General features: G+C 57.6%; 24 protein-coding genes and 1 pseudogene. All 25 read left to right on the forward strand.

Going from position 1 to position 20,402, the window contains the following annotated elements; all coding sequences use genetic code 11:
• Positions 1 to 558, forward strand: a complete 558-nt coding sequence (locus ACESYO_RS04650) for a YodL domain-containing protein (protein ID WP_373209453.1) — start codon at positions 1 to 3, stop codon at positions 556 to 558.
• A gap of 136 nt (positions 559 to 694) precedes the next feature.
• Positions 695 to 949, forward strand: coding sequence for a DUF6133 family protein (locus tag ACESYO_RS04655; protein WP_373209452.1), 255 nt, complete (start codon positions 695 to 697; stop codon positions 947 to 949).
• On the forward strand, positions 949 to 1,353 hold the full coding sequence (locus tag ACESYO_RS04660) for an A24 family peptidase (protein ID WP_071430784.1): 405 nt from the start codon (positions 949 to 951) through the stop codon (positions 1,351 to 1,353). The genes ACESYO_RS04655 and ACESYO_RS04660 overlap by 1 nt, the downstream gene beginning before the upstream one ends.
• 10 nt (positions 1,354 to 1,363) lie before the next feature.
• Positions 1,364 to 2,194: a Flp pilus assembly protein CpaB gene (gene cpaB, locus ACESYO_RS04665; protein ID WP_373209450.1), complete on the forward strand. Its 831-nt coding sequence runs from the start codon at positions 1,364 to 1,366 to the stop codon at positions 2,192 to 2,194.
• Positions 2,191 to 2,997, forward strand: a complete 807-nt coding sequence (locus ACESYO_RS04670) for an AAA family ATPase (RefSeq protein ID WP_071430780.1) — start codon at positions 2,191 to 2,193, stop codon at positions 2,995 to 2,997. Before cpaB ends, ACESYO_RS04670 begins: the two co-directional genes overlap by 4 nt.
• Entirely contained in the window at positions 2,997 to 4,493 is a 1,497-nt protein-coding gene (locus tag ACESYO_RS04675; RefSeq protein ID WP_071430778.1) for a type II/IV secretion system ATPase subunit, read from the forward strand. The genes ACESYO_RS04670 and ACESYO_RS04675 overlap by 1 nt, the downstream gene beginning before the upstream one ends.
• Complete coding sequence (locus ACESYO_RS04680) at positions 4,490 to 5,419, forward strand: type II secretion system F family protein (protein ID WP_071430776.1); 930 nt, start codon at positions 4,490 to 4,492, stop codon at positions 5,417 to 5,419. The genes ACESYO_RS04675 and ACESYO_RS04680 overlap by 4 nt, the downstream gene beginning before the upstream one ends.
• A 4-nt stretch (positions 5,420 to 5,423) precedes the next feature.
• The gene (locus tag ACESYO_RS04685; RefSeq protein ID WP_071430774.1) at positions 5,424 to 6,296 is read left to right on the forward strand and encodes a secretion protein F; all 873 of its coding nucleotides are present in this window, start codon (positions 5,424 to 5,426) and stop codon (positions 6,294 to 6,296) included.
• Between the two features lie 11 nt (positions 6,297 to 6,307).
• Positions 6,308 to 6,703: a DUF4320 family protein gene (locus tag ACESYO_RS04690; RefSeq protein ID WP_071430772.1), complete on the forward strand. Its 396-nt coding sequence runs from the start codon at positions 6,308 to 6,310 to the stop codon at positions 6,701 to 6,703.
• Entirely contained in the window at positions 6,700 to 7,233 is a 534-nt protein-coding gene (locus ACESYO_RS04695; protein ID WP_235396415.1) for a hypothetical protein, read from the forward strand. Before ACESYO_RS04690 ends, ACESYO_RS04695 begins: the two co-directional genes overlap by 4 nt.
• 86 nt (positions 7,234 to 7,319) lie before the next feature.
• A complete protein-coding gene (locus ACESYO_RS04700; RefSeq protein WP_071430768.1) occupies positions 7,320 to 7,907 on the forward strand; it encodes a DUF6550 family protein in 588 nt (195 codons plus the stop codon).
• A 77-nt stretch (positions 7,908 to 7,984) separates the two neighbouring features.
• Positions 7,985 to 9,739: a hypothetical protein gene (locus tag ACESYO_RS04705; RefSeq protein WP_071430766.1), complete on the forward strand. Its 1,755-nt coding sequence runs from the start codon at positions 7,985 to 7,987 to the stop codon at positions 9,737 to 9,739.
• Between the two features lie 24 nt (positions 9,740 to 9,763).
• A complete protein-coding gene (locus ACESYO_RS04710) occupies positions 9,764 to 10,111 on the forward strand; it encodes a DUF3852 domain-containing protein (RefSeq protein WP_071430764.1) in 348 nt (115 codons plus the stop codon).
• Between the two features lie 9 nt (positions 10,112 to 10,120).
• A complete protein-coding gene (locus ACESYO_RS04715; RefSeq protein WP_071430762.1) occupies positions 10,121 to 10,546 on the forward strand; it encodes a hypothetical protein in 426 nt (141 codons plus the stop codon).
• A gap of 95 nt (positions 10,547 to 10,641) precedes the next feature.
• Positions 10,642 to 11,541: a conjugal transfer protein TrbL family protein gene (locus ACESYO_RS04720; RefSeq protein ID WP_071430760.1), complete on the forward strand. Its 900-nt coding sequence runs from the start codon at positions 10,642 to 10,644 to the stop codon at positions 11,539 to 11,541.
• A gap of 98 nt (positions 11,542 to 11,639) precedes the next feature.
• Positions 11,640 to 13,590, forward strand: a pseudogene (locus ACESYO_RS04725) (DNA cytosine methyltransferase).
• Between the two features lie 117 nt (positions 13,591 to 13,707).
• A complete protein-coding gene (locus ACESYO_RS04730) occupies positions 13,708 to 14,043 on the forward strand; it encodes a hypothetical protein (RefSeq protein ID WP_071430758.1) in 336 nt (111 codons plus the stop codon).
• Between the two features lie 60 nt (positions 14,044 to 14,103).
• Positions 14,104 to 14,361, forward strand: a complete 258-nt coding sequence (locus ACESYO_RS04735) for a hypothetical protein (RefSeq protein ID WP_071430756.1) — start codon at positions 14,104 to 14,106, stop codon at positions 14,359 to 14,361.
• Between the two features lies 1 nt (position 14,362).
• Positions 14,363 to 14,764 (forward strand): hypothetical protein, encoded by a 402-nt coding sequence (locus tag ACESYO_RS04740; RefSeq protein WP_071430754.1) that lies wholly within the window; start codon positions 14,363 to 14,365, stop codon positions 14,762 to 14,764.
• Positions 14,761 to 15,342 (forward strand): hypothetical protein, encoded by a 582-nt coding sequence (locus tag ACESYO_RS04745; RefSeq protein ID WP_071430752.1) that lies wholly within the window; start codon positions 14,761 to 14,763, stop codon positions 15,340 to 15,342. The genes ACESYO_RS04740 and ACESYO_RS04745 overlap by 4 nt, the downstream gene beginning before the upstream one ends.
• A 13-nt stretch (positions 15,343 to 15,355) precedes the next feature.
• On the forward strand, positions 15,356 to 17,188 hold the full coding sequence (locus ACESYO_RS04750) for a VirB4 family type IV secretion system protein (protein ID WP_373209449.1): 1,833 nt from the start codon (positions 15,356 to 15,358) through the stop codon (positions 17,186 to 17,188).
• Positions 17,188 to 18,381 carry a hypothetical protein gene (locus tag ACESYO_RS04755; protein ID WP_087233696.1) on the forward strand — a complete coding sequence of 398 codons (1,194 nt, stop codon included), beginning with the start codon at positions 17,188 to 17,190 and terminating at the stop codon, positions 18,379 to 18,381. The genes ACESYO_RS04750 and ACESYO_RS04755 overlap by 1 nt, the downstream gene beginning before the upstream one ends.
• A gap of 14 nt (positions 18,382 to 18,395) precedes the next feature.
• The gene (locus tag ACESYO_RS04760) at positions 18,396 to 18,653 is read left to right on the forward strand and encodes a DUF6103 family protein (protein ID WP_071430746.1); all 258 of its coding nucleotides are present in this window, start codon (positions 18,396 to 18,398) and stop codon (positions 18,651 to 18,653) included.
• Positions 18,650 to 19,684, forward strand: a complete 1,035-nt coding sequence (locus ACESYO_RS04765) for a hypothetical protein (RefSeq protein ID WP_071430744.1) — start codon at positions 18,650 to 18,652, stop codon at positions 19,682 to 19,684. Before ACESYO_RS04760 ends, ACESYO_RS04765 begins: the two co-directional genes overlap by 4 nt.
• A 310-nt stretch (positions 19,685 to 19,994) precedes the next feature.
• Positions 19,995 to 20,399 carry a hypothetical protein gene (locus tag ACESYO_RS04770; RefSeq protein ID WP_071430742.1) on the forward strand — a complete coding sequence of 135 codons (405 nt, stop codon included), beginning with the start codon at positions 19,995 to 19,997 and terminating at the stop codon, positions 20,397 to 20,399.
• The last annotated feature ends 3 nt before the right edge of the window (positions 20,400 to 20,402 follow it).

Below are 20,402 nucleotides of genomic sequence, written 5' to 3' on the forward strand. Positions count from 1 at the left end.
TTGGTCCGCTTCACAATTGATAATCGCAACCGCCTGATCTTCTACGGTAACACGGTGGGCTATGTGAAGGACGATGCCGCTGTTGTGGATGAGATGTTCCAGACGGATGAGCTGTCCCGCTACCTGGCCCGGTTGAATCTGACGCCTCAGTGGAAGGAAGGCGTATTTGACCGTCTTGCGGCCGGAGATGTGCCCGGCGAGGAGCTGGGGCAGCCGCAAAAAGGCTGCCGCATCTGGCAGCTCCGGAAAGGCGTGGATGTCACCATGCGCTTTATCGGATATGAGGATCTGATAAAGCGGTTCGGAGAACCGGACGCAGACAACTACACACAGGTATTCGAAGGCGACCTGGGAACCAATGATCTGGAGCAGATCTACGCCATCTGCCGGGACAGCCCGCCTCCCGAGTATCAGGGCTACCGGATGGCTCTGTCCGATGTGGTGGAGCTGTACGATGATTCCGGCAGCGAGTTCTTCTACTGCGACCGCGTGGGATTCCGTCCCATCCAGTTCAACCAGCATCAGGAGCAGAACGAATGCCACGAAATGACTATGTAGTCCGGGAGGATGGAAACCGCCCGGACTTTCCTTTGCCCAGCCGAGGCCGGGGGCCTCCTCCAAGCACGACTCATGATCTCTTTCCAGTCAACAAACTACCTAAAAAATATTTTTACTTACAGGAGGAATGTACCTTATGAAGAAGCTGTTCAAGAATATCGCCAAGACTGCCAAGACTGCCGCCATCAACTGCCAGACCTCCCTCGCCGCCTTCCACCGCCGCGCCGTCTGCGGCAATGCCGGCGAGGGCTATATCGATACCGCCGTCAAAGTGCTGATCGCCGTCGTTCTGGGCGCCCTGGTGCTGGCCGGCCTGTACGCTGTGCTGGACGACACCGTCATGCCCACCGTCACCCAGCGGATTCAGGAGATGTTCAACTACGCGGGCTGATGCTCTGGGTACAGGCACTGGTCTTCTGCGGCGGTCTCATCTATGCCGCCGTGGATGACCTGAAAACCAGAACGGTCTGCGACATCGTCTGTATCATCATTGCTGCGGCGGGGCTGATCACCATCAGCCCCGCCTCCCTTTTGGGGGCGCTGCTGGCAATGGCCCCATTTTACCTCTGTGCAGGTCTCGGCCTGATGGGGGGCGGCGATTGGCGGTTAGCCGCCGCCGTTGGATTTGTTCTGGGAGTTGACCGGGTAATCACCGGCTTGTGTCTTATGGCCGCTGCGCTCCTTTTCGTTTCCTTTGCCATGCGGGTGATCCCGGCACTGCGGGAGGGCGCATCGGCAAAGCAGCCGCTGGTTCCGTATTTCGCGGTGGCTTTCATCCCCGCATATTTCTTATAAGGAGGCTCATATGAAAATCTTTCGCAACCGCACCGTGGTCGGTGTGCTGTGTATCCTTCTTGCGCTCCTCATCTGCTTTGGGGTGACGCCCCTGTTCAGCCGCAGCGCCAGCGAGAAGACTGAAATCGTCCGCGTCACCGCCGACATCAAGGAGGGCGACGAGATCACCGCCGAGATGGTGCAGACCGTGGAGGTGGGCGCTTATAACCTGCCCTCCGGCATTATGACAGACAAGGATGACGTCATTGGCAAGTATGCCACCGCCGACCTGAAGATGGGCGACTACATTCTGGACAGCAAGCTCTCCTATGAGCCCGCCGCTGAGAACGCCTATCTGTACAGTCTGGACGGCACCAAACAGGCCATCTCTGTCACCATCAAGAGCTTTGCCACCGGCCTTTCCGGCAAACTGGAGAGCGGCGACATCGTCTCCGTCCTTGTGGCCGACTACAAGGGTATGGGCGAAACCGTGATCCCGCCTGAGCTGCAGTATGTAGAGGTCATCTCCGTCACCGCTTCCTCCGGTTACGACGCCAACACCGGCGAGGCTGTTGAGGATGAAAAAGAGCTTCCCTCTACCGTAACGCTTCTGGTGACCACCGAGCAGGCCAAGGTGCTGGCCGGACTGGAACAGGAAAGCGAGCTGCATCTGGCCCTGGTCTACCGCGGCGCACCTGAGAATGCCGATGAATTTATCGCGGCGCAGGACGCTCTGATCGAGGAACTGTACGCCGAGCCGGAGGCTGAGGCGGCGGAGGGCGCTGAAAATGCGGAAAGCGCTGAAACCGAGGAAAGCGAGGGCGCTGATCCTGCCGCAGAGAGCGAGGCGGCTGGAGAATGAACTTCATCAAAGGAAGCCTGTTTCGTCGAAACACGGAGCCGGAGGAACTGGAACCTGTTGTGGAGTCCGGCGGTGGCGTTCTCGCCGTGTGGGGAAGCCCCGGCTGCGGTAAAACGGTTACCGCGGTGAAGATCGCAAAGCATCTGGCCTCCCAGAAGAAAAATGTGGCGCTGCTGCTCTGTGACATGACCGCCCCCATGATGCCCTGCATCTGCCCGCCCTCCGAGCTGGAGTGCGATAAATCCCTGGGCAGCATCTTTGCGGCCCAGCGCATCTCCGTCAACCTCATCAAGCACAACCTGACCACCCACAAAAAGCTGTCCTATCTGACCATACTGGGGCTGCGAAAGGGCGAGAACGAGTATACCTACGCGGCCTGCACCAAGCAGCAGGCCGAGGAACTCATCCGCGGTCTGCGTGAGATCGCCCCCTATGTGGTCATCGACTGCTCCAGCTATATCGCCAATGACATCCTCTCCGCCGTGGCGCTCATGGAGGCCGACAGCGTCCTCCGGCTGGCCAACTGCGATCTGAAGTCCATCGGGTACCTGTCCAGCCAGCTCCCGCTCCTCCGGGAACTGCACTGGGACGAGGACAAGCAGTATAAAGCTGCGTCCAATATCAAGCCTCTGCAGGCTGCCGACCGTATCGGTCAAGTGCTGGGCAGCGTTGCTTTCAAGCTGCCGTACTCTCAGGAACTGGAGGAGCAGTATCTGGAGGGGACGCTCCTGAATGACCTCTCCATGAAGGACAGCAAGGCGTTTCGCCGGGAGATCGAGAAAATCTGCAAGGAGGTGTTCTGATGCTTGGCGACAAGAGAAGCAATTCCATATTTGCTGCGCACCCGGTCGCCGCCCCGGTGGAAGCCAGGCCAGAACCGGCCGAGGTGCATGATATCGCCTTTGAGGAGGATACCGGACGGTCCATCTTTGCGGAAGCCAAGGTCGCCCCCAAGGCAAGCGAAGTCTTCTTCGCTCCCCAGGCCGAGGGGATGCCCTTCGGGGAGGTACTCAGTCAGGTGCAGTCCTACCTCTCCGGCGCCTATGCCACCCTGATTACCGACAGCGGGGATGAGGCCAAGGAGCAGATGAAGCGCCGCATCGCCCGGTATCTGCAGGACAACCGAATGGCTGTGGACGGCATGACGCAGGGCGAGCTGGTGGACGCTCTGTACACGGAAATGGCCGAATACGGTTTCCTCACCAAGTACATCTTTGCAGACGGCATCGAGGAGATCGACATCAATTCCTGGCGGGACATCGAGATCCAATATTCCGACGGCCGCACCGTCAAGCTGGAGGAACACTTTGACTCGCCGGACCATGCGGCCAATGTCATCCGCCGTATGCTGCAGAACTCCGGCAAGGTGCTGGACAACGCCAGTCCCATCATCACCTCCCGTCTGGCCAAAAACATCCGTGTTTCGGTCATTAAGACCCCCGTGCTGGACGAGGACGCAGGTGTTGCGGCCTCCATCCGAATCGTCAATCCCAAGAATCTGACCAAGGAGGACTTTGTGGGCAGCGGAACCGCTACGGAGGAAATGCTGGACTTTCTGTCCGCCTGCCTGCGCTATGGCGTGTCCATCTGTGTGGCTGGCGCCACCAGCTCCGGCAAAACCACCGTGGCGGGCTGGCTCATGTCCACCATTCCCGACCGCAAGCGGATCTTCACCATTGAGGACGGCTCCCGTGAGCTTCAGCTCATCCGGGAGCAGAACGGCAGGGTGGTCAATTCCGTCGTCCATACCCAGACCCGTGACAGCGAGAATGAGCGGCAGCGCATCGACCAGATCGCACTGCTGGACATTGCCCTTCGTTTCAACCCCGACATCATCGCAGTTGGTGAGATGCGCGGCCCGGAGGCCAATGCTGCCCAGGAAGCCGCCCGTGTGGGTGTGGCCGTTCTCACCACCATCCACTCCAGCTCCAGTGAGGGTACCTATCGGCGCATGGTGTCCCTGTGCAAGCGGGCCGTGGACACCCCCGACGATACGCTCATGGGCTATGTCACCGAGGCTTATCCCATCGTGGTCTATTGCCGCCAGCTGGAGAACAAGCAGCGCCGCATCACCAACATCTCCGAGTGCGAGATCCTGCCAGACGGAAGCCGCAGGCTTCATAAGCTCTATGAGTACAACATCACGGAAAACCGTCTGGAGGGCGACCGTTTTATCATCGAGGGACATCACCAGAAGTGTGAGGAGATGTCCGGGAGCCTGCAGCGCCGGTTCATCGAAAACGGCATGCCCCACGGTGAGCTGGAGCAGTTTATCCAGAGGAAGGAGGAAACTGCATGACAACGATCCAACTGATCGCCTGCGTGGGCATGATCGCCGGGCTTTTTATGGTGCTGGGGATTTCCCCCGCAGAAATGAGCGACAGCATCTTTTCCCGGCTGACTGCCGCCCCCGGCAGCATCCGGGCGGACATCAATGAGACGACCAAGCGCAAAAAGGCCGGTTTCTTTCGCCGGGAGATCACAGAAGCCCAGGCGGTATTGGCCGCATCCGGGCGGGAGGGAAAATTCCCCATGGTGTGCATGGCATCTCTGGTGCTGTTTGCCCTGGGCGCCTGCATCGCCATTCTTGCCGGGAACGCCTTCCTCGTCCCCGTACTGGCCGTCGGCTTTATGCTGATGCCGTTCTGGTATGTCAAGCTGACGGCCGGAGGCTTCAAAAAGGATGTGGCCGCCGAGCTGGAAACGGCGCTGTCGGTCATCACCACCGCCTATCTGCGCACGGAAAACTTCCAGCAGGCGGTGGAGGAAAATGTCCGGTACCTGCACCACCCGGTGCAGGAGGTGTTCCAGCGGTTTCTCACCCGCATCAAGCACATTGACCCGGACATGGACGCCGCGCTTCATGACCTGAAATATGCCATCGACAACGAGGTATGGCAGGAGTGGTGCGAGGCGGTATCCGCCTGCCAGACAGACCGCAGCCTGAAAAGCACCCTGACTCCCATCGTCAGCAAGCTGTCGGATATGCGGGTAGTCAACGGAGAACTGGAAAATCTGGTCTTCGGCCCCCGCAAGGAATTCGTCACCATGGCGATCCTGGTGCTGATCAATATCCCGCTGGTGCGGTTTATCAACACGGACTGGTATCACACTCTGGTGGACACCATCCCCGGCCAGATGGTCATCGCCGTCTGCATCGCAGCTGTATTCGTGTCCTTTGCCTTTGTGGTGAAGCTGACGCAGCCCATCGAGTATCGGAGGTGAGGAAATGGGCGCACTTTTATTTCTGTTCGGCGCCGCACTGGCCGCCGGACTGTATTTTGTCCTTGCCGACCTGCTGAAAATTCCCCGGCTGGCTGCGGAACGGGCGCTCATCTCTGCTGGGCGGCGGGAACGCAGTCTGGTCAAATCTCTGGAGGCGCTGATCCTCGGCTGGGCATTGAAGCTGGCTCCGCTGATCCGAATGGACGAATACAAATACCGCCGTCTGGAGAGCAAGCTCACGGCGGCAGGGTTGGATATGACGCCCCAGGTCTACTCGGCTTATTCAATTCTGAAGCCCTGCCTCATCCTGCTCGGCATCATCCCGTGCCTGCTGATCCTGCCCATCCTGAGCCCCCTCATCGTGGTGCTGGCCGTTCTGACCTGGTTCAAGGAGAGCCGCCGTGCTGACGAGCTGGTCAAGGCCAGAATGGAACTGATCGAAGGCGAGCTGCCCCGGTTCGTCGCCACCATCCATCAGGAGCTGGCTGCCAGCCGGGATGTGCTGCGGATTCTGGAAAACTACAAGAAACACGCCGGGCCTGACTTTGGTCGTGAGCTGGATGTGCTGACTGCGGATATGCGGTCCTCCTCTTACGAGGCGGCGCTCATCCGCTTTGAGGCCAGAATGGGCTCAGCCATCATTTCAGACATCGTCCGCGGCCTCATCGGCATCCTCCGGGGCGACGATGGCAGGATGTATTTTCAGATGCTCTCCCATGATCTGAAAGCACAGGAGCTGCAGCGGCTCAAAGCCAAGGCCGCCAAGATCCCGCCCAAGATCCGGGTATTCAGCTTTATCATGCTCCTGTGCTTTATGATGACCTATATCGTCATCATCGTGTACCAGATCGTCAACTCCCTGGGGAGCCTGTTCTAAAGGAGGTCGCCATGAGAAAATTACTGAAACGGCGCTCCGGCGAAGGCTATATCGATGTTTGCGTCCTGGTGGTATGCGCCATGCTGGTGCTGGCGCTGGTGGTCCGTGTGCTGCCGGTCTATATCACCAAACAGCAGCTGGACACCTATGCCGTGGAGCTGGTGCGTGAGGCGGAAATTGCCGGCCGGGTCGGTACGGAAACCACTCGCCGTGCGGCGGCGCTTACCGACAGCACCGGGCTTGACCCTGACATCCGGTGGTCCGCCACCGGACGCATCCAACTCAACGATGAGGTCACTGTGACCCTGACGCTGGAAACGGATATCGGCCTCTTCGGGGGGCTGGGCTCATTCCCTATTACGCTGACTGCGGAGGCCACAGGAAAGTCGGAGGTGTACTGGAAGTGAGAAAGGCTATTTTTCGCCGTCGCTCCGGCGAGGGCGCCCCCATGATCCTGGCCATTGTGCTGGTCTTGCTGATGCTGTTCTGTGCCGTGGCGGAATTCTGCCGGTTATGGATCATCGCCCAGGGCGTGAAGGAAGCCGCACAGCAGGCAGTGATCTCCACCGTCAATGACAACTATGACGATGTGTACCACGCCGTGCGGGAGGGCTATGCCGCCGGATGGTATCCGGACGGCACAGGCCGCTGGGATGAGAGCATCGACACCGGCGATGTATACGGTCAGCTTTCCGAAACCCTGGGCCTGGAAAATACGGCACAGGGGTACCAGAAGCGTTCAGGCGGAGAGATCGAGTACATAATCTCCGGTTTGTCTGTGGAGTTGGAGAACAACGGCCTCAGTTCCGGTCAGAGCGAGGGTTACACCGCTGTGGTGGAGATTCACTTGGAGGTTCCGGTACGCTTTCTCGGAAACCTTCTGCCCTCTGCCAACATGACTTTGCACACGGAAGCGAAGTATATCCCGCTCTTCTAAAAAGGTTTCTCCTTTGCAATAGACTTCCGCGAAAAGATGTGGTATTGTCCACTTAACAAGAAAAATGTTCAAGGGAGGTATGCGCTATGACAGAAAAGACGAAGAAAATGATCCTCATCTCCATCGGCTGCCTGCTCTGTGCGGCCGTTGCGATTGGAATCGCCGCCCGGTTTGGCGGCAAAGCCGAGATTCCTTCCGGTGTGGTATCCGATGAGCCGGCGCAAAGTGGCGACCCGGATGTGAGTATCAACAGCGACGGGCAGACGGATGTGGACATCCAGGTGGAGGTGCCGGACGCATCCGAAACCGATCCCGCCCAGGGCGCCGACTCCAGCGGTTTGGAGCAGACCATCCAGGCCGACCCGGTCAAACCGGAGCAGCCTGAAAAGCCGGAAGCCCCAGATGGAACCTCGACACTGCCGGAGAACCACGACGCAGAAGATGTGCCGGAGGAGGAACGCAGGACCGAGGACGAGGAGCCGCCCACCTATGAGGAGCCGCCCACAGTCACCCCCACCGAAACAGAGCCTGCTGCCGGAAGCACCAACAGCGCCGGTCAGGTCTATGTGCCCGGCTTCGGTTATGTGGAGAACAGCGGCGAGAACACCGTCATCGAAGGAAATGATATATACGAAAACGGTAATAAAATCGGCACAATGGGTGGCGGAAACTAACCAATTATTGTAAAGAAGGCGCAGTCAATCCCGACTGCGCCTTCTCTTTTGCCCAAAAATCCGAAAGGAGGTCCTCTATGAAGCGAATTCTTGCGCTTATTCTTTCCGTCGTCCTGATGCTGGGAATCGCTGTGCCTGCTTACGCCATTGGCGATGAGAATATTGATAGCGGCGGAGGCAATCTGGGCAACGGAACATCCACCAGCTATTGGAACCCCGGCATGGACGGCGTCCGCATTTCTGTTGTTGAAACAAGTAGCCATGCGGTCATAGGAAACACGATAGATTGGAGCAACAAAATGCCGGGTACCAATGTGATCCACTTTGGAAAGATAAGCAAGCTATCTTATAACAGCGGTGCATCTCTACGGCCAATTGTAGGCGGATATACTTGCATACGTCCAGCCCAAAGCCTTCCCCGCATTATCTCCTCCGGCAGCTATCCGGCCAGCATTGATGCCATCCGCAGTTATTTTACGGATGAACAGGTCATTCGGGCCATTGCCGGGTATGTTGGGATGGATTTTGACACCCTGATTTGCGGTGATTATAAAATCGTCATTGAGCCGATTGCATACCTGGTTTACGGCGGCGCCAACTACGCTATGACCGCAACCGAAGCTGCCCTTTATGATAAGACAGTTGACGGTGATCTTCGATACTGGATGGGCTCGCTGACCCATCAGAACCTGCCGCTGGCCATCTTTCTGGAGGAAGCAGACCTGGGGTATCCCGCCTGGTCGGGCAGCACCACCAGCAAGGTGAGCAACGACCAGATCATCTCCTCTCTGGGCATTGGCATTGTCCGGTTCAACGACGAGCTGGAGCCGCCGGAGATCGACGAGTTTGACTACGAATACCGGGTGGACACAGATGTGATCACCTCCGTGGAGGTGTCCGGCGGTCAGTCTGACCCGGACAACCCGGTCACCGTGCAGTTTGTGATCGAAGGCAGCACCTATACGGTCAGCAATGTCTATTACCCGGAGGGAGACAGCCAGCTGGTCTGGGTGAAATGGCATACGCCGGAGGAACCCTGTGTCTGCACCATCCGGGTCCGAGTCCAGGGCGGCGGCACGGCCCAAAGCACCATCACTGCCAATATCGTTGATCTGGACGGGAACGATCCCCCCAATCCCGTGGCCGATGACCGAAACGATGACTTTACCCTGGTGAGCATCCCGGAGAAAGAGGAAGTGACCTCTGCCTCCTGGGGCATCTGGTCTCCCTGGTGGCAGGAGAATTGGGTGTGGGTTGAAAACTGGGAGAAGTGCTGGCACACGGACCGGTGGACGGACAGCGAGGGCAAATCCCACACGGACCGCTGGTACCACTGGGTGGACAACGGCTGGTGGGAGGATCAAGGCTGGTGGGAGTTTGATTATAGCGGCTACTCCGCCAGCCTGTCGGCTTCCATGGCCATTACGCCGGATAGCATGTCCCCCACAGCAAGCGCCACGACCGCCAAAAGCGGTTACGGCATCCAGCAGACTGTGACTGCCAATGTCAGCACGACCCAGAGCTCTGCCGTGACTGCGGCGCAAAATGCCGTGACCTATTTCCCGGAGTTCAACTACGAAGGATTCTGGCGGCTTCTGGATCGAAGCGTCAGCGGCAAACGCTCCGCCTTCGCCTTCAAGAATAATCCCTACAGCACATATAACAGGCCGACCCATTTCACCCCCATCTGGTATCCCGATGGAAGCTATACGCCGTACACCTGGCTCCTGGACTGCTGGACGCCGGCAGGCATGCTGTCCATGAACCTAACGGATTCCATTCGGATTTCGGGCGACCTATGGGAAGACTGGCATATCGCCCCCGCAAATTAACAAACTCACAATGGAGGTTCATCTATGCGTAAATATAACTGCAAACGCCTGATTGTTATGATGATCGTGGTGCTGGCTATGGTCTGCCTGACGGCAACCACGGCCTTTGCCGCAGGGACCGGGGATGTGGCCGGCGCCGTGGAGAGTACCTGGACCACCGCATCCGCTCAGATCAAGACTGTGGTCAACAACGTGGTGTTTCCCGCCATTGACCTGATCCTGGCGGTGTTCTTCTTTGCCAAGCTGGGTACCGCTTATTTCGAGTATCGGAAGTCCGGTCAGTTTGAGTGGGCGGCTCCGGCCATCCTCTTTGCCTGCCTGGTGTTTACTCTGACGGCTCCCATGTATCTCTGGGACATCGTGGGCATCTGAGGAGGGCATATGAACTTTTTTGAGCAAGAGCTTCACAGGATCGTTGCCCCGAAGTACCCTGATGCCACTTATGTAGGCCGGGCCTGCTATGTGCGTCTGAATGAGCTGAACCGGGCAAAGATCCAGTTCGTCACTGGAATTGTGGCAAATCAATACCATGCCCTTCGCATCTCCATTCTGAACCGGAACGAAGGCCAGGTGGATGCGCTGCTCCTGAACCTTTCCGACATCCTCGGGAAAAAGCAGACCAACAACCCGAACTTCAAAAACGGGATCACCCCCTACATCTGGGATGACTACGGGAAAGCGGACTGGTATGTCTACCATCCCAACAGCCGGGACTACCGGCAGCTCACGGAGGCGGTTTCCGACTACCTGGAGGTATTTCAGGAGCAGACCCAGACGGCTGACCCTCAGTGGCAGCAGACCATGTAAGTAAGTGACCCAGGGGCCGTACCAGCTGTGCGGCCCCCGGCCCTTTATCCCAGGCAGTTGGTGCGGCCTCGCCCCGAAAAGAGGTGAGCGAACCATTGTTTATTTGGGATTTTGTTGCCGACACCATCCTCGGACAGATCGTTGACTGGATCTATGGCCAGGTCATGGGCTTCCTCGGGAACTTCTTTGCCGAGATGGGGAACATGGGCGTTGAGCTGTTCGAGATGAGCTGGGTGCAGAGCGTGGTACTGTTTTTCTCCTATCTGGCCTGGGCGCTCTACGGCACCGGCCTGGTGGTGGCCTGCTTTGAATGCGGCATTGAATACTCCTCCGGCAGAGGAAATGTCAAGGAGATCGCCCTCAACGCCATCAAGGGCTTTATGGCGGTAAGCCTGTTTACCGTGGTGCCGGTTCGGCTCTATGAACTCTCTGTCACGCTGCAGGCCAGCCTCACCGCCGGAATTACCGGATATGGGACCTCCATTGGCGAGGTGGCGACCGAGATTGTCGATACGCTCAGCGGAGTGGATTCCCTGACAGGCATGACATCCGGCTCATACTTTGGGTTTGCATCCATCACCAGCCCGATCATGCTGCTGTTCTGTATTATCCTGATGGCCTATGCGGTGATCAAGGTATTCTTTGCAAACCTGAAGCGCGGCGGTATCCTTCTGATTCAAATTGCGGTAGGCAGTCTCTATATGTTCAGCGTGCCCCGCGGCTATACCGACGGCTTCATCCAGTGGTGCAAGCAGATCATCGGCCTGTGCCTGACCGCTTTCCTGCAATCCACCATATTGATAGCCGGATTGATGGTGTTTAAAGATAATGCGCTTCTGGGCCTTGGCCTGATGCTGTCCGCCGGTGAGATCCCCCGTATCGCCGGAGCCTTTGGCCTGGATACCACCACAAGAGCCAACATCATGTCTGCGGTCTACACCGCCCAGGCCGCAGTCTCCACCACAAGAACCATCGTTCAGGCGGTAGCCAAATGAGAACAAACAGCATGGGGCCCCCGCACAAGCCCGATACCGCGGCTTGTGTGGGGAGAGGAGGCGCAGCGGAGCGAGTGAATTTTCGTGTCCGCACGGAAATGAACGATGCGAAACTTGCGCCGACGATGGGCAGCCTGTTTGACGGGATCGGGGGATTCCCGCTGGCCGCCATTCACAACGGCATCGTTCCTGTGTGGGCCAGCGAGATCGAAGCATTCCCGATAGAGGTGACCCGGCTTCGATTTCCCGATATGGTCCATGTAGGCGATATCACAAAGCTTGACGGTGCGGAGCTGCCGCCGGTGGACATCATCTGCGGCGGCTCTCCCTGTCAGGACTTGTCTGTGGCCGGAAACCGCGCCGGTCTCTCCGGCGCGCGCTCCGGCTTGTTCATGGAACAGGTCAGACTTGTAAAGGAGATGAGAAATGCAGAACGATTACGAAACAGAACAGCTCTCTATATACGACCTCGATTTATGGTGTGGGAGAATGTTCCCGGAGCCTTCTCCAGCGGAACTCCCAAAGGAGAGGACTTCCGGATCGTCCTCGAGGAGATCGTCCGAATTAAAGTCGGTGGTGTTTCAGTCCCTCGACCTGACACCGGGCGCTGGGAATCTGCTGGGCGAATCGTATTGGGAACTGATTTCTCCCTGGCGTGGCGATGCCTTGACGCTCAATACTGGGGTGTCCCCCAGAGAAGAAAAAGAATCTTCCTTGTCGCAGATTTTGCAGGACGATCCGCCGGACAAATACTATTTGACCCCGAAAGCCTGCCTGGGTATCCTGCGCCGGGCCCTTGAGCGAGGAAAAGAGCTCCCCAAGAAGCTCAAACGGGCGCTGGAAATCCAATCTGGAGTCGCTCCACCGGACGGCGACGCCACCAAGTTGGAAGCGTACCATATCAACCAGAGGGATGAAGGTATCAACCTGCACGGAGTGTCCGGCGCCCTAATGGCCACTAACAATATGCAAATGCAGACCTTTGTCACACAGCCAGACAAGGATGATGTGGAAGGCTTTGATGGGTACAATGGCGATTTGACCGGCGATGTTGCGGCAACGCTTGGCGTAAACTGCGGGATGTCCACAGGCCGAAACGGTCTGCTCCAGCCGATTGCCTTTGCGGCAAATCAGAGAGATGAAGTCCGGGATCTGCACGATGTGGCCGGAGCCTTGGGCGCCCAACCGGGAATGAAGCAGCAAACCTTCATTGCGGAAGGTGTAGTGGCCAAGGGCAACGGCGATTGTTTCCTGACGCCGGAGCGCCATACATCCCTGAGTGCAGGGGGCGGTCAGGCCGGACAGGGCTACCCTTGCGTCCTGACTGCCGGTTTCTCTGCCGGTGCAGGAGCATCCGCCGGAGGCATCGGCTATGGCGAAGAACTCGCCCCCACGCTGAAGGGCAGCGCTGGCGGGAACTGCATGCCATCGGTTTTGTGCCTCAACGACCAGGGCGGCAGCGTCATGGAATGCAGTGAAAATGTGACAGGGACTCTCCGAGCCCAGGAACACGGACACCAGCCGCTGGTCTATGAGAACCACGGCATCGACTCCCGCTACACCGGTCCGCATCGGGTCGCTCCCACCATGTCCGCACGGTACGGTACCGGCGGCAACAATGTGCCGTTGGTAGAGCAGGAACCGGTATTCTGCATCACCGGCAACGCCATCGACAGGCAACCCAAAAACGGTGGGAACGGCATCGGCTATCAGCAGGACATCGCCTATACCTTGACCGCAACCGACCACCATGCGGTATTCAGCAGGCAGCGGGTGGATGTGTTCAAGGACGGCGAGGTGGTCAGCACCCAGAGTGCCCGTCAGCATAAGGATGCCACAGATCTTGTGCTGCAAGGGACAGGCCGGCCAAAGCTGATTCGCAGGCTGACCCCACTGGAGTGTGAGCGCCTTCAGGGCTTCCCGGACAATTGGACAGCCATCCCCGGCGCCTCGGACTCAGCCCGCTACAAAGCACTGGGCAATTCCGTTGCCATTCCGTGCGTGGACTATGTTCTCCATGGCATTTCGCTGGTGCTTCTGGCAAGCTGAATGTGCCTTGTTGCTTCTGCTTCGTTTACGCTTGCTTCTTTGTTGGGTTGTGTGAATAGCTATTTGTCCTTGGGTGCAGTATGCTTTGCCTGCAAAATACAGAAAGGAGAACGCTCCATGAATGCGAAAAAGAATCTCTGTGCAATGATTCCCGCAGACCTCCACGCCAAGGTCATTGCGGAGAAAGAGCAGCTGGCGCTGAGCACCTTGGGAGAATATGTGGAACTGGTACTCAAAGAACACTTCGAAGGAGGAAAAACGATCATGGCAGCAACCAAAACCTTGGCATTCCAAATCTCTGAGGAACTGGATCAGCGGCTGAAGAACTTCATCGCCGCCGAAAAGAAGCGCGGCCGGAAGATCAGCCAGAAGGAGTTCGTCATCGGACTCATCGAACAGGCGCTGGCCGAATATGAGGCGCAGAACCAGACCGAGGAAACGACCAACGAATGAGATACCGCATGGACGCCGGGGAATGAACCCCGGCGGCTTTTTTCTTGGAGGTGAACTATCCTGTACATCTATCCCGATAACCTGACCGCCAAAGCAATGCTGTGGCTTTGGGAACTCAAGGATGTGGGCGTCATCGGCGTAGGGCTTTTGCTCTCCGTCCTGGCGCTGACCCAGACCGGAATTTTTATTCCGCTGGTGCTGACGGCGGTCTACGCCTTCCTCAGCATCCGGTTTGACGGCACCAGCATTCTGGACTTTATCCGGTATGCGGTGGCCTTCCTGATCACCAGACAGCAATTTTATGAATGGAGAATGTGATATGAGCTATGACGAAACCATGTTCGGTACGGCGCCTCCTTTCTCTTTTGAGGAAACCGAAGGATACGAAGAAAAAGATCTGTCTGCTTCGCTGACCCTTCGGTGGAGCCGGAAACGCAGACGCTGGGAGTGTGACAATGCGTATTTCTGGCACGAGTCCCAAAACAAGTGGTGCTGCCGCAGTGAGGACGGCAGATATTATCACGGCTTCCGCAGTCTGCGGGCCCTTCTGAAAAGCTATGTGGGCGGACGCCTGTGTGAAAGCTCCCGCTGCGATGGTGCGAGAAATGTCCGGGCAAAATACTGGTTCCGCCAGCACCCCAAGACGGTGACCTGCCGCGTCACCATCCGCTGCACCGGCCTGTTTCCGGCGCTCTTTTCCAAAGGAGGGATCACAGTATGAGCAGAAAGAAAAAAGATAAGTCGGCCCAGTCTACCCGGCAGCTCATGGGGATCGACAGCGTCAAAGACTACTGCATCGCCACCCGCATGGGCGACCTGGTATTCTTCATCATCAAGCCCACCAACATCAGCGTCCTGCCGGACTCCAGCATCAGCGCCAGAATCTACGCTCTGCTGAATGTGGTCAAGGGACAGGCCGAGATCGAGATGCTGGCGCTCAACTCCAAGGAGTCCTTTGAACGGAACAAGACCTTCTATCAGGAACGGCAGACCTGCGAGGAGCTCCCTGCCATACGCAGGCTTCTGGAGCAGGACAGCACACACCTGGACCGCATTCAGGTGCTGATGGCCTCCAGCCGGGAGTTTTATATCATCATCCGGCTGCGGAAGGAAAAGGATACGGATGTGTTTCCGTACCTCAGCCGCATCGAGCAGAGCATCAATGACAACGGATTCACCACCCGCCGGGCCGCCGAGCAGGATCTCAAACGGATGCTGGGCGTCTACTTCGAGCAGAATGTGACCACCGAGCAGTACGAGGACTACGACGGTGACCGCTGGGTCATTGTGGGCGAATAAAGGGAGGAATTCCATGGCAAAGAAACGAGTAAACCCCGCACCTCAGGGCCGTGAGGAGGCGAACATCAAGTCCTTCCTGGACATGATCGCTCCCTCAGTGGTCAGCTTCATGCCGGACCACTTCATCTGCGGCAACACCTACCGCTGCGTCTGGGCCCTTCGGGAATACCCCACCAGCACGGACGAGCAGGCCATCCTCCGCCACCTGGGAGAAAAGGACGGCATCACCCTGCGGATCTACACCCGGCAGGTCACGCCCGCAGAGGAAAAGCGAATCATCCAGAACGCAGCCAACAAAAACCGCATGAACAGTTCCAACACCAATGACCTGCAGCAGACGGTCACCGCCGAGAGCAACCTGCAGGATGTGGCGACCCTGGTGGCCGCCATGCACCGCAACCGTGAGCCGCTGCTCCACTGTGCGGTCTATATCGAGCTGACCGCCTCGGACTACAACACCCTCAAGCTGCTCCAGACCGATGTGCTGACGGAGCTGGTACGGAGCAAGCTGAATGTCGACAAGCTCCTGCTCCGCCAGCAGCAGGGCTTCCGCTGTGTCAATCCCAGCGGTCACAATGCCTTCGGCGTCCAGTTTGAACGGGTGCTGCCCGCCTCCAGCGTGGCAAATCTCTATCCCTTCAACTACTCCGGCAAACTGGACCCCAAGGGCTTCTACATTGGCAAAGACAAATACGGCAGCAACATTCTGGTGGACTTCGACCAGCGGGACGAGGATAAGACCTCCGCCAACATCCTGATCCTGGGCAACTCCGGTCAGGGCAAATCCTACCTCATGAAGCTGCTTATCCTGAACCTGTTGGAGTCCGGCAAGTCCATCATTTCCCTGGACGCCGAACACGAACAGCAGGAGATGTGCGAGGCGGTGGGCGGCTGCTTCGCCGACCTCATGGCCGGACAGTACATCATCAATGTGCTGGAACCCAAGTGCTGGGATGACGGCGGCGATCCCAATGCCACCGACGCGCCGGAGGCCTTTCGCAAAAGCACCCTGCTGGCCCAGCACATCTCCTTCCTGAAGGACTTCTTCCGGGCCTATAAGGATTTCAGCGACGCGCATATCGATACCATTGAGATCATGCTGTCCAAGCTGTATCAGAAGTTTGGCATCACCGAGCGCACCAACTTCAGCCGGATGCGTCCGGAGGACTATCCCATTCTCTCCGATCTGTACGACCTCATCGAGCAGGAATTCAAAAACTACGATGCCGGTCAGCACCAGCTCTATACTGAAAAGCTCCTGCAGGAGGTGCTGCTTGGCCTGCACTCCATGTGCAAGGGGGCCGACGCCCAGTTCTTCAACGGACACACCATCATCACCTCCAGCCGCTTTCTGGTGTTCGGCGTGAAAAGGATGCTCAGTGCCGCCAAGAATGTCCGCAACGCCATGCTCTTCAATGTGCTGTCCTTCATGTCCGACAAGCTTCTGACCGTGGGCAATACCGTGGCGGCTCTGGACGAGCTGTATATCTGGCTGTCCAACCCCACTGCTATCGAGTACATCCGCAACTGCCTGAAGCGTGTGCGAAAGAAAGAATCCGCCATGCTTCTGGCCAGTCAGAATCTGGAGGACTTTGACCAGGAAGGCGTCCGTGAGATGACAAAGCCCCTGTTCAGCATCCCGCCCCACCAGTTCCTGTTCAACGCCGGCTCCATCGACAAGCGATCCTACATGGATATGCTTCAGCTGGAGGAGTCGGAATACAACCTCATCAAGTTTCCTCAGAGGGGCGTCTGCCTGTATAAGTGCGGCAATGAGCGATACCTGCTGGAGGTTCATGCTCCGTCCTACAAGGAGAAACTCTTCGGATCGGCAGGTGGTCGCTGATGGCTGTGCCTGCGGCAATCGCAAAAGCCGCCGCCATGCTCCTCACCAATGAAAAGACCCGAAAAGGTGTGGGCTGGATTCTGGTGGCAGTCTTTTCACCGGTCATTCTTTTGATCGCCCTGCTCTGCGCCATTGGTTCCGGCGGTTCAGAACACAACAACTATTCGGTGGAGGCGTGCTTCTATGGAGGCGAGTTCTCCGCCGAAGTCCCTGCGGAGTTCCGGTATCACATTGAGGAGATGCGCTCGGCCTTTTCTCTTCTGGACTCGGCGGTGTCCTCTGCCAATGGGCAGATGGACAGCGGCAACAGCCTTGACCCCATCCGTGTCAAGGCTGTTTTTTATGCCCTCTGCTTTGGGGAGGACGCCCCGTCCACACGGGCGGCGAACAGCTTCGTGGGGTGCTTCTACACCACCGAAACCCGAACCCGAACCGTGGAAGTGACTCTGGAGGACGGGACTACCAGTACAGAGGAAGAAGAATATACCGTCGCGGTGCCGATCTCGCTGTACCAGGCATACGCCAATCTGGAAGCCCATCTGGGCAGAGCAATCACGGAGGATGACAAAAGCAACATCGACCACATCTATACCATGATAGCCGGTGCCGTGGGTGGCGGCAGCTACAGCGGCGAGTATCTCCGAGGGGATGGGAGCAGCATTGAGCTGGACATCTCCACCTTCACCGATCCCACCACCAAGAATGCCGCTGACCTTGTGACCTACGCCATCCATGCCTGGGAGTCCGGCTGGGGTTATGTCTGGGGAACCTACGGCAGTGTCCTCACCGATTCGCTCTTCGCCTATAAGTTGGAGCAGTATCCGGATGGCGTTGGTACCTACGCAGACTTCATCCGGGCCAACTGGCTGGGAGGACGGACAACGGACTGCGTCGGTCTCATCAAAGGCTATGGCTGGCTGAATCCCGAAACCCTCACCATTGACTATGCCACCAACGGCATGCCCGACCTGGGAGCAAACCAGATGTACTACTCCGCATCGGTGTCCGGTCCCATTGATACCATGCCGGATACTCCCGGCCTTGCCGTCTGGCACGACGGACACATCGGCGTCTACATCGGAAACGGCGAGGTCATCGAGGCCATGGGCACCAAGTACGGTGTGGTCAAGACCAAGCTGGAAGGCCGCGGCTGGACCCACTGGCTGGAGATCGAATACATCAACTACAACTGAGAAAGGAAGTGCCAATGAAACAAGTGAACCTGACCATCACCTTCGATGAGGAGAAGCTCTCGGCGCTCAAACGCTACATGGGCAAGAAGGAGCTTGACCTGGACCGTGAGATGACGGATGCGCTGGTGAAACTCTATGAAAAATATGTGCCCGCTCCGGTGCGTGAATACATCGACGAGAGCGATGTAAACGCCGCTGCTCCGAACAAGTCCCGCCGCAGCCCGAAGCCTGTCACGCCCAAACCCGCAGAAGAAGTGGAGGCGTCGCAGTGAACAGCAAAGACATCACCCTCTGGATTGACGAGCGTTGGTACGACGCCCTCAGCAAGCATCTGAAAGATGAAACGCTGGAGGAGCATCTGGAGAATGTCCTTGATGAAATGTGCAACCAGCTTCCTCAGCGGGAGTACGAGCGCATCAGCCACGAGCTCTGGGCAGAGCAGCAGGCGGAGAAGGAGGCTCGGGAGGCCACACGGCGCTTCGCCGTTTTCCATGTCACGGAGGGCGGCAGTGCCGACTACTTCCTGACGGAAGAACATATGGAGTTCCTGCAAACTGCCCGACGCCTTCGCAGCTATATCCGCAAGGCAGACGGCGACGCCCCCGCACACTTCACTGAAATGTTTCCCCGTGGAGAGAAACTGTCCCGTGAGCAGTTCGAAACATATGTGTCGGAGCGGCTGGATAACACCGGCAGAGTGGTCGGTGCATTCGACATTGACCTGGACAGCGGCTACCTCGATGCCCTCAACATCATGGACGGCTGGAAGCGATTCCGCATTCAGGATGTCAGCACCGCCGTCTACTTCGCCACGAAGAAAAGCGCCGCGTCACCGGACGAACAGTGGCGCACCTTCCTGGATCGTCTGCAGGGAAAAGAGATCACATACGAAACGGAGCCCCAGTATCTCACCGGTATCCGGACGCTCCACGCAGAGGACATCTCCTTTGCGGAGGATATTATTCAGAACGACAACCTGCTGGAGTTCTACATGGAAGTATCGTTCCATGCGGACGAGGTGTTCGGAACCAACGTCTGTACCACCGAGAACGATGACTGGCTGAACATCTATGCCAACTACGATCTGGATGCCCGCCGTGTCTGTGACACGCTGGAGGTGTATCTGCAGCGGGGCAACGGCGATGAGGAGGCGTTCAAGTATCGCCTCAGCGCCGAGGAACAGGCCCTGCTCCTCCCCAGGATGAACACCTACTGTCAGGAGTACTGGGGCCAAAGTCTGGAGGAGTGCAGTGCGAACTATCTGTCGGAGCAGAGTCCGGCATCCCCGGAGATGCAGATGTAGCGCCGTGTTGCCCCCTGTGGGCCGCTGTGTGCGGCTTTCAGCGGCTGACCGACCGAGTACCCCGCCCTGGGGAAACAGGCGGGGTTTGTGCCGCTTTTCGAGGGAGGTGGAGGCCGACGAAAGGCAAGCAGGAGAAAGGCCCGACGCTCCTTGTGCGCCGAGCCATTCACAACTGCCCGCAGTGCGGGCAGTTTCAGGCTTTTGGATAGGCCGTTCCTTTTGAGCCTAAACAGCAGCAGGAACGCTCCATTTTACGAGAACGCCGCTGTACCAAGGGTTTTACAGCGGTTCCAACAAACAAGGAGGTACTATGGTAAAAGGAAAACAGAAGGTAACTGTATGGATGACCCCATCTGTGAAGGAGCAGATTGAGGACACCTATCGGTCAGATAACTGTAGAACCCAAAGTGAGTTCATCGAAAAAGCAGTGGAATTCTATCTTGGCTATCTGCATACCAAGAACGCCGGCGCCTTTCTGCCCGAAGCACTCTCTGCCATGATGACCGGCACACTGGATTACTATACCGGGCGCATGGGCTCGCTCCTGTTCAAGCAGGGCGTGGATCTCCATGTGCTGGGACAGATCATCGCTTACGACACCGACATCGACGAAGGCGAATACCAGCGCCTGCGCGGAAAAGCCATCCGGGATATGAAGCGCACCAACGGGCGCATCTCCTTCAAGGACGCACTGGACTTCCAGAAGTCGGTGTAACCC

The sequence above is a fragment of the Allofournierella massiliensis genome (assembly GCF_964241245.1).
Taxonomy (GTDB): Bacteria; Bacillota; Clostridia; order Oscillospirales; family Ruminococcaceae; genus Allofournierella; species Allofournierella massiliensis.

What these genes read in the sequence shown, in the direction of transcription:
- ACESYO_RS04655 (WP_373209452.1), top strand. Translation starts at nt 695, where the DNA reads ATGAAGAAGCTGTTCAAGAATATCGCCAAGACTGCCAAGACTGCCGCC.
- ACESYO_RS04660 (WP_071430784.1), top strand. Translation starts at nt 949, where the DNA reads ATGCTCTGGGTACAGGCACTGGTCTTCTGCGGCGGTCTCATCTATGCC.
- cpaB (WP_373209450.1), top strand. Translation starts at nt 1,364, where the DNA reads ATGAAAATCTTTCGCAACCGCACCGTGGTCGGTGTGCTGTGTATCCTT.
- ACESYO_RS04670 (WP_071430780.1), top strand. Translation starts at nt 2,191, where the DNA reads ATGAACTTCATCAAAGGAAGCCTGTTTCGTCGAAACACGGAGCCGGAG.
- ACESYO_RS04675 (WP_071430778.1), top strand. Translation starts at nt 2,997, where the DNA reads ATGCTTGGCGACAAGAGAAGCAATTCCATATTTGCTGCGCACCCGGTC.
- ACESYO_RS04680 (WP_071430776.1), top strand. Translation starts at nt 4,490, where the DNA reads ATGACAACGATCCAACTGATCGCCTGCGTGGGCATGATCGCCGGGCTT.
- ACESYO_RS04685 (WP_071430774.1), top strand. Translation starts at nt 5,424, where the DNA reads ATGGGCGCACTTTTATTTCTGTTCGGCGCCGCACTGGCCGCCGGACTG.
- ACESYO_RS04690 (WP_071430772.1), top strand. Translation starts at nt 6,308, where the DNA reads ATGAGAAAATTACTGAAACGGCGCTCCGGCGAAGGCTATATCGATGTT.
- ACESYO_RS04700 (WP_071430768.1), top strand. Translation starts at nt 7,320, where the DNA reads ATGACAGAAAAGACGAAGAAAATGATCCTCATCTCCATCGGCTGCCTG.
- ACESYO_RS04705 (WP_071430766.1), top strand. Translation starts at nt 7,985, where the DNA reads ATGAAGCGAATTCTTGCGCTTATTCTTTCCGTCGTCCTGATGCTGGGA.
- ACESYO_RS04710 (WP_071430764.1), top strand. Translation starts at nt 9,764, where the DNA reads ATGCGTAAATATAACTGCAAACGCCTGATTGTTATGATGATCGTGGTG.
- ACESYO_RS04715 (WP_071430762.1), top strand. Translation starts at nt 10,121, where the DNA reads ATGAACTTTTTTGAGCAAGAGCTTCACAGGATCGTTGCCCCGAAGTAC.
- ACESYO_RS04730 (WP_071430758.1), top strand. Translation starts at nt 13,708, where the DNA reads ATGAATGCGAAAAAGAATCTCTGTGCAATGATTCCCGCAGACCTCCAC.
- ACESYO_RS04740 (WP_071430754.1), top strand. Translation starts at nt 14,363, where the DNA reads ATGAGCTATGACGAAACCATGTTCGGTACGGCGCCTCCTTTCTCTTTT.
- ACESYO_RS04745 (WP_071430752.1), top strand. Translation starts at nt 14,761, where the DNA reads ATGAGCAGAAAGAAAAAAGATAAGTCGGCCCAGTCTACCCGGCAGCTC.
- ACESYO_RS04750 (WP_373209449.1), top strand. Translation starts at nt 15,356, where the DNA reads ATGGCAAAGAAACGAGTAAACCCCGCACCTCAGGGCCGTGAGGAGGCG.
- ACESYO_RS04755 (WP_087233696.1), top strand. Translation starts at nt 17,188, where the DNA reads ATGGCTGTGCCTGCGGCAATCGCAAAAGCCGCCGCCATGCTCCTCACC.
- ACESYO_RS04760 (WP_071430746.1), top strand. Translation starts at nt 18,396, where the DNA reads ATGAAACAAGTGAACCTGACCATCACCTTCGATGAGGAGAAGCTCTCG.
- ACESYO_RS04770 (WP_071430742.1), top strand. Translation starts at nt 19,995, where the DNA reads ATGGTAAAAGGAAAACAGAAGGTAACTGTATGGATGACCCCATCTGTG.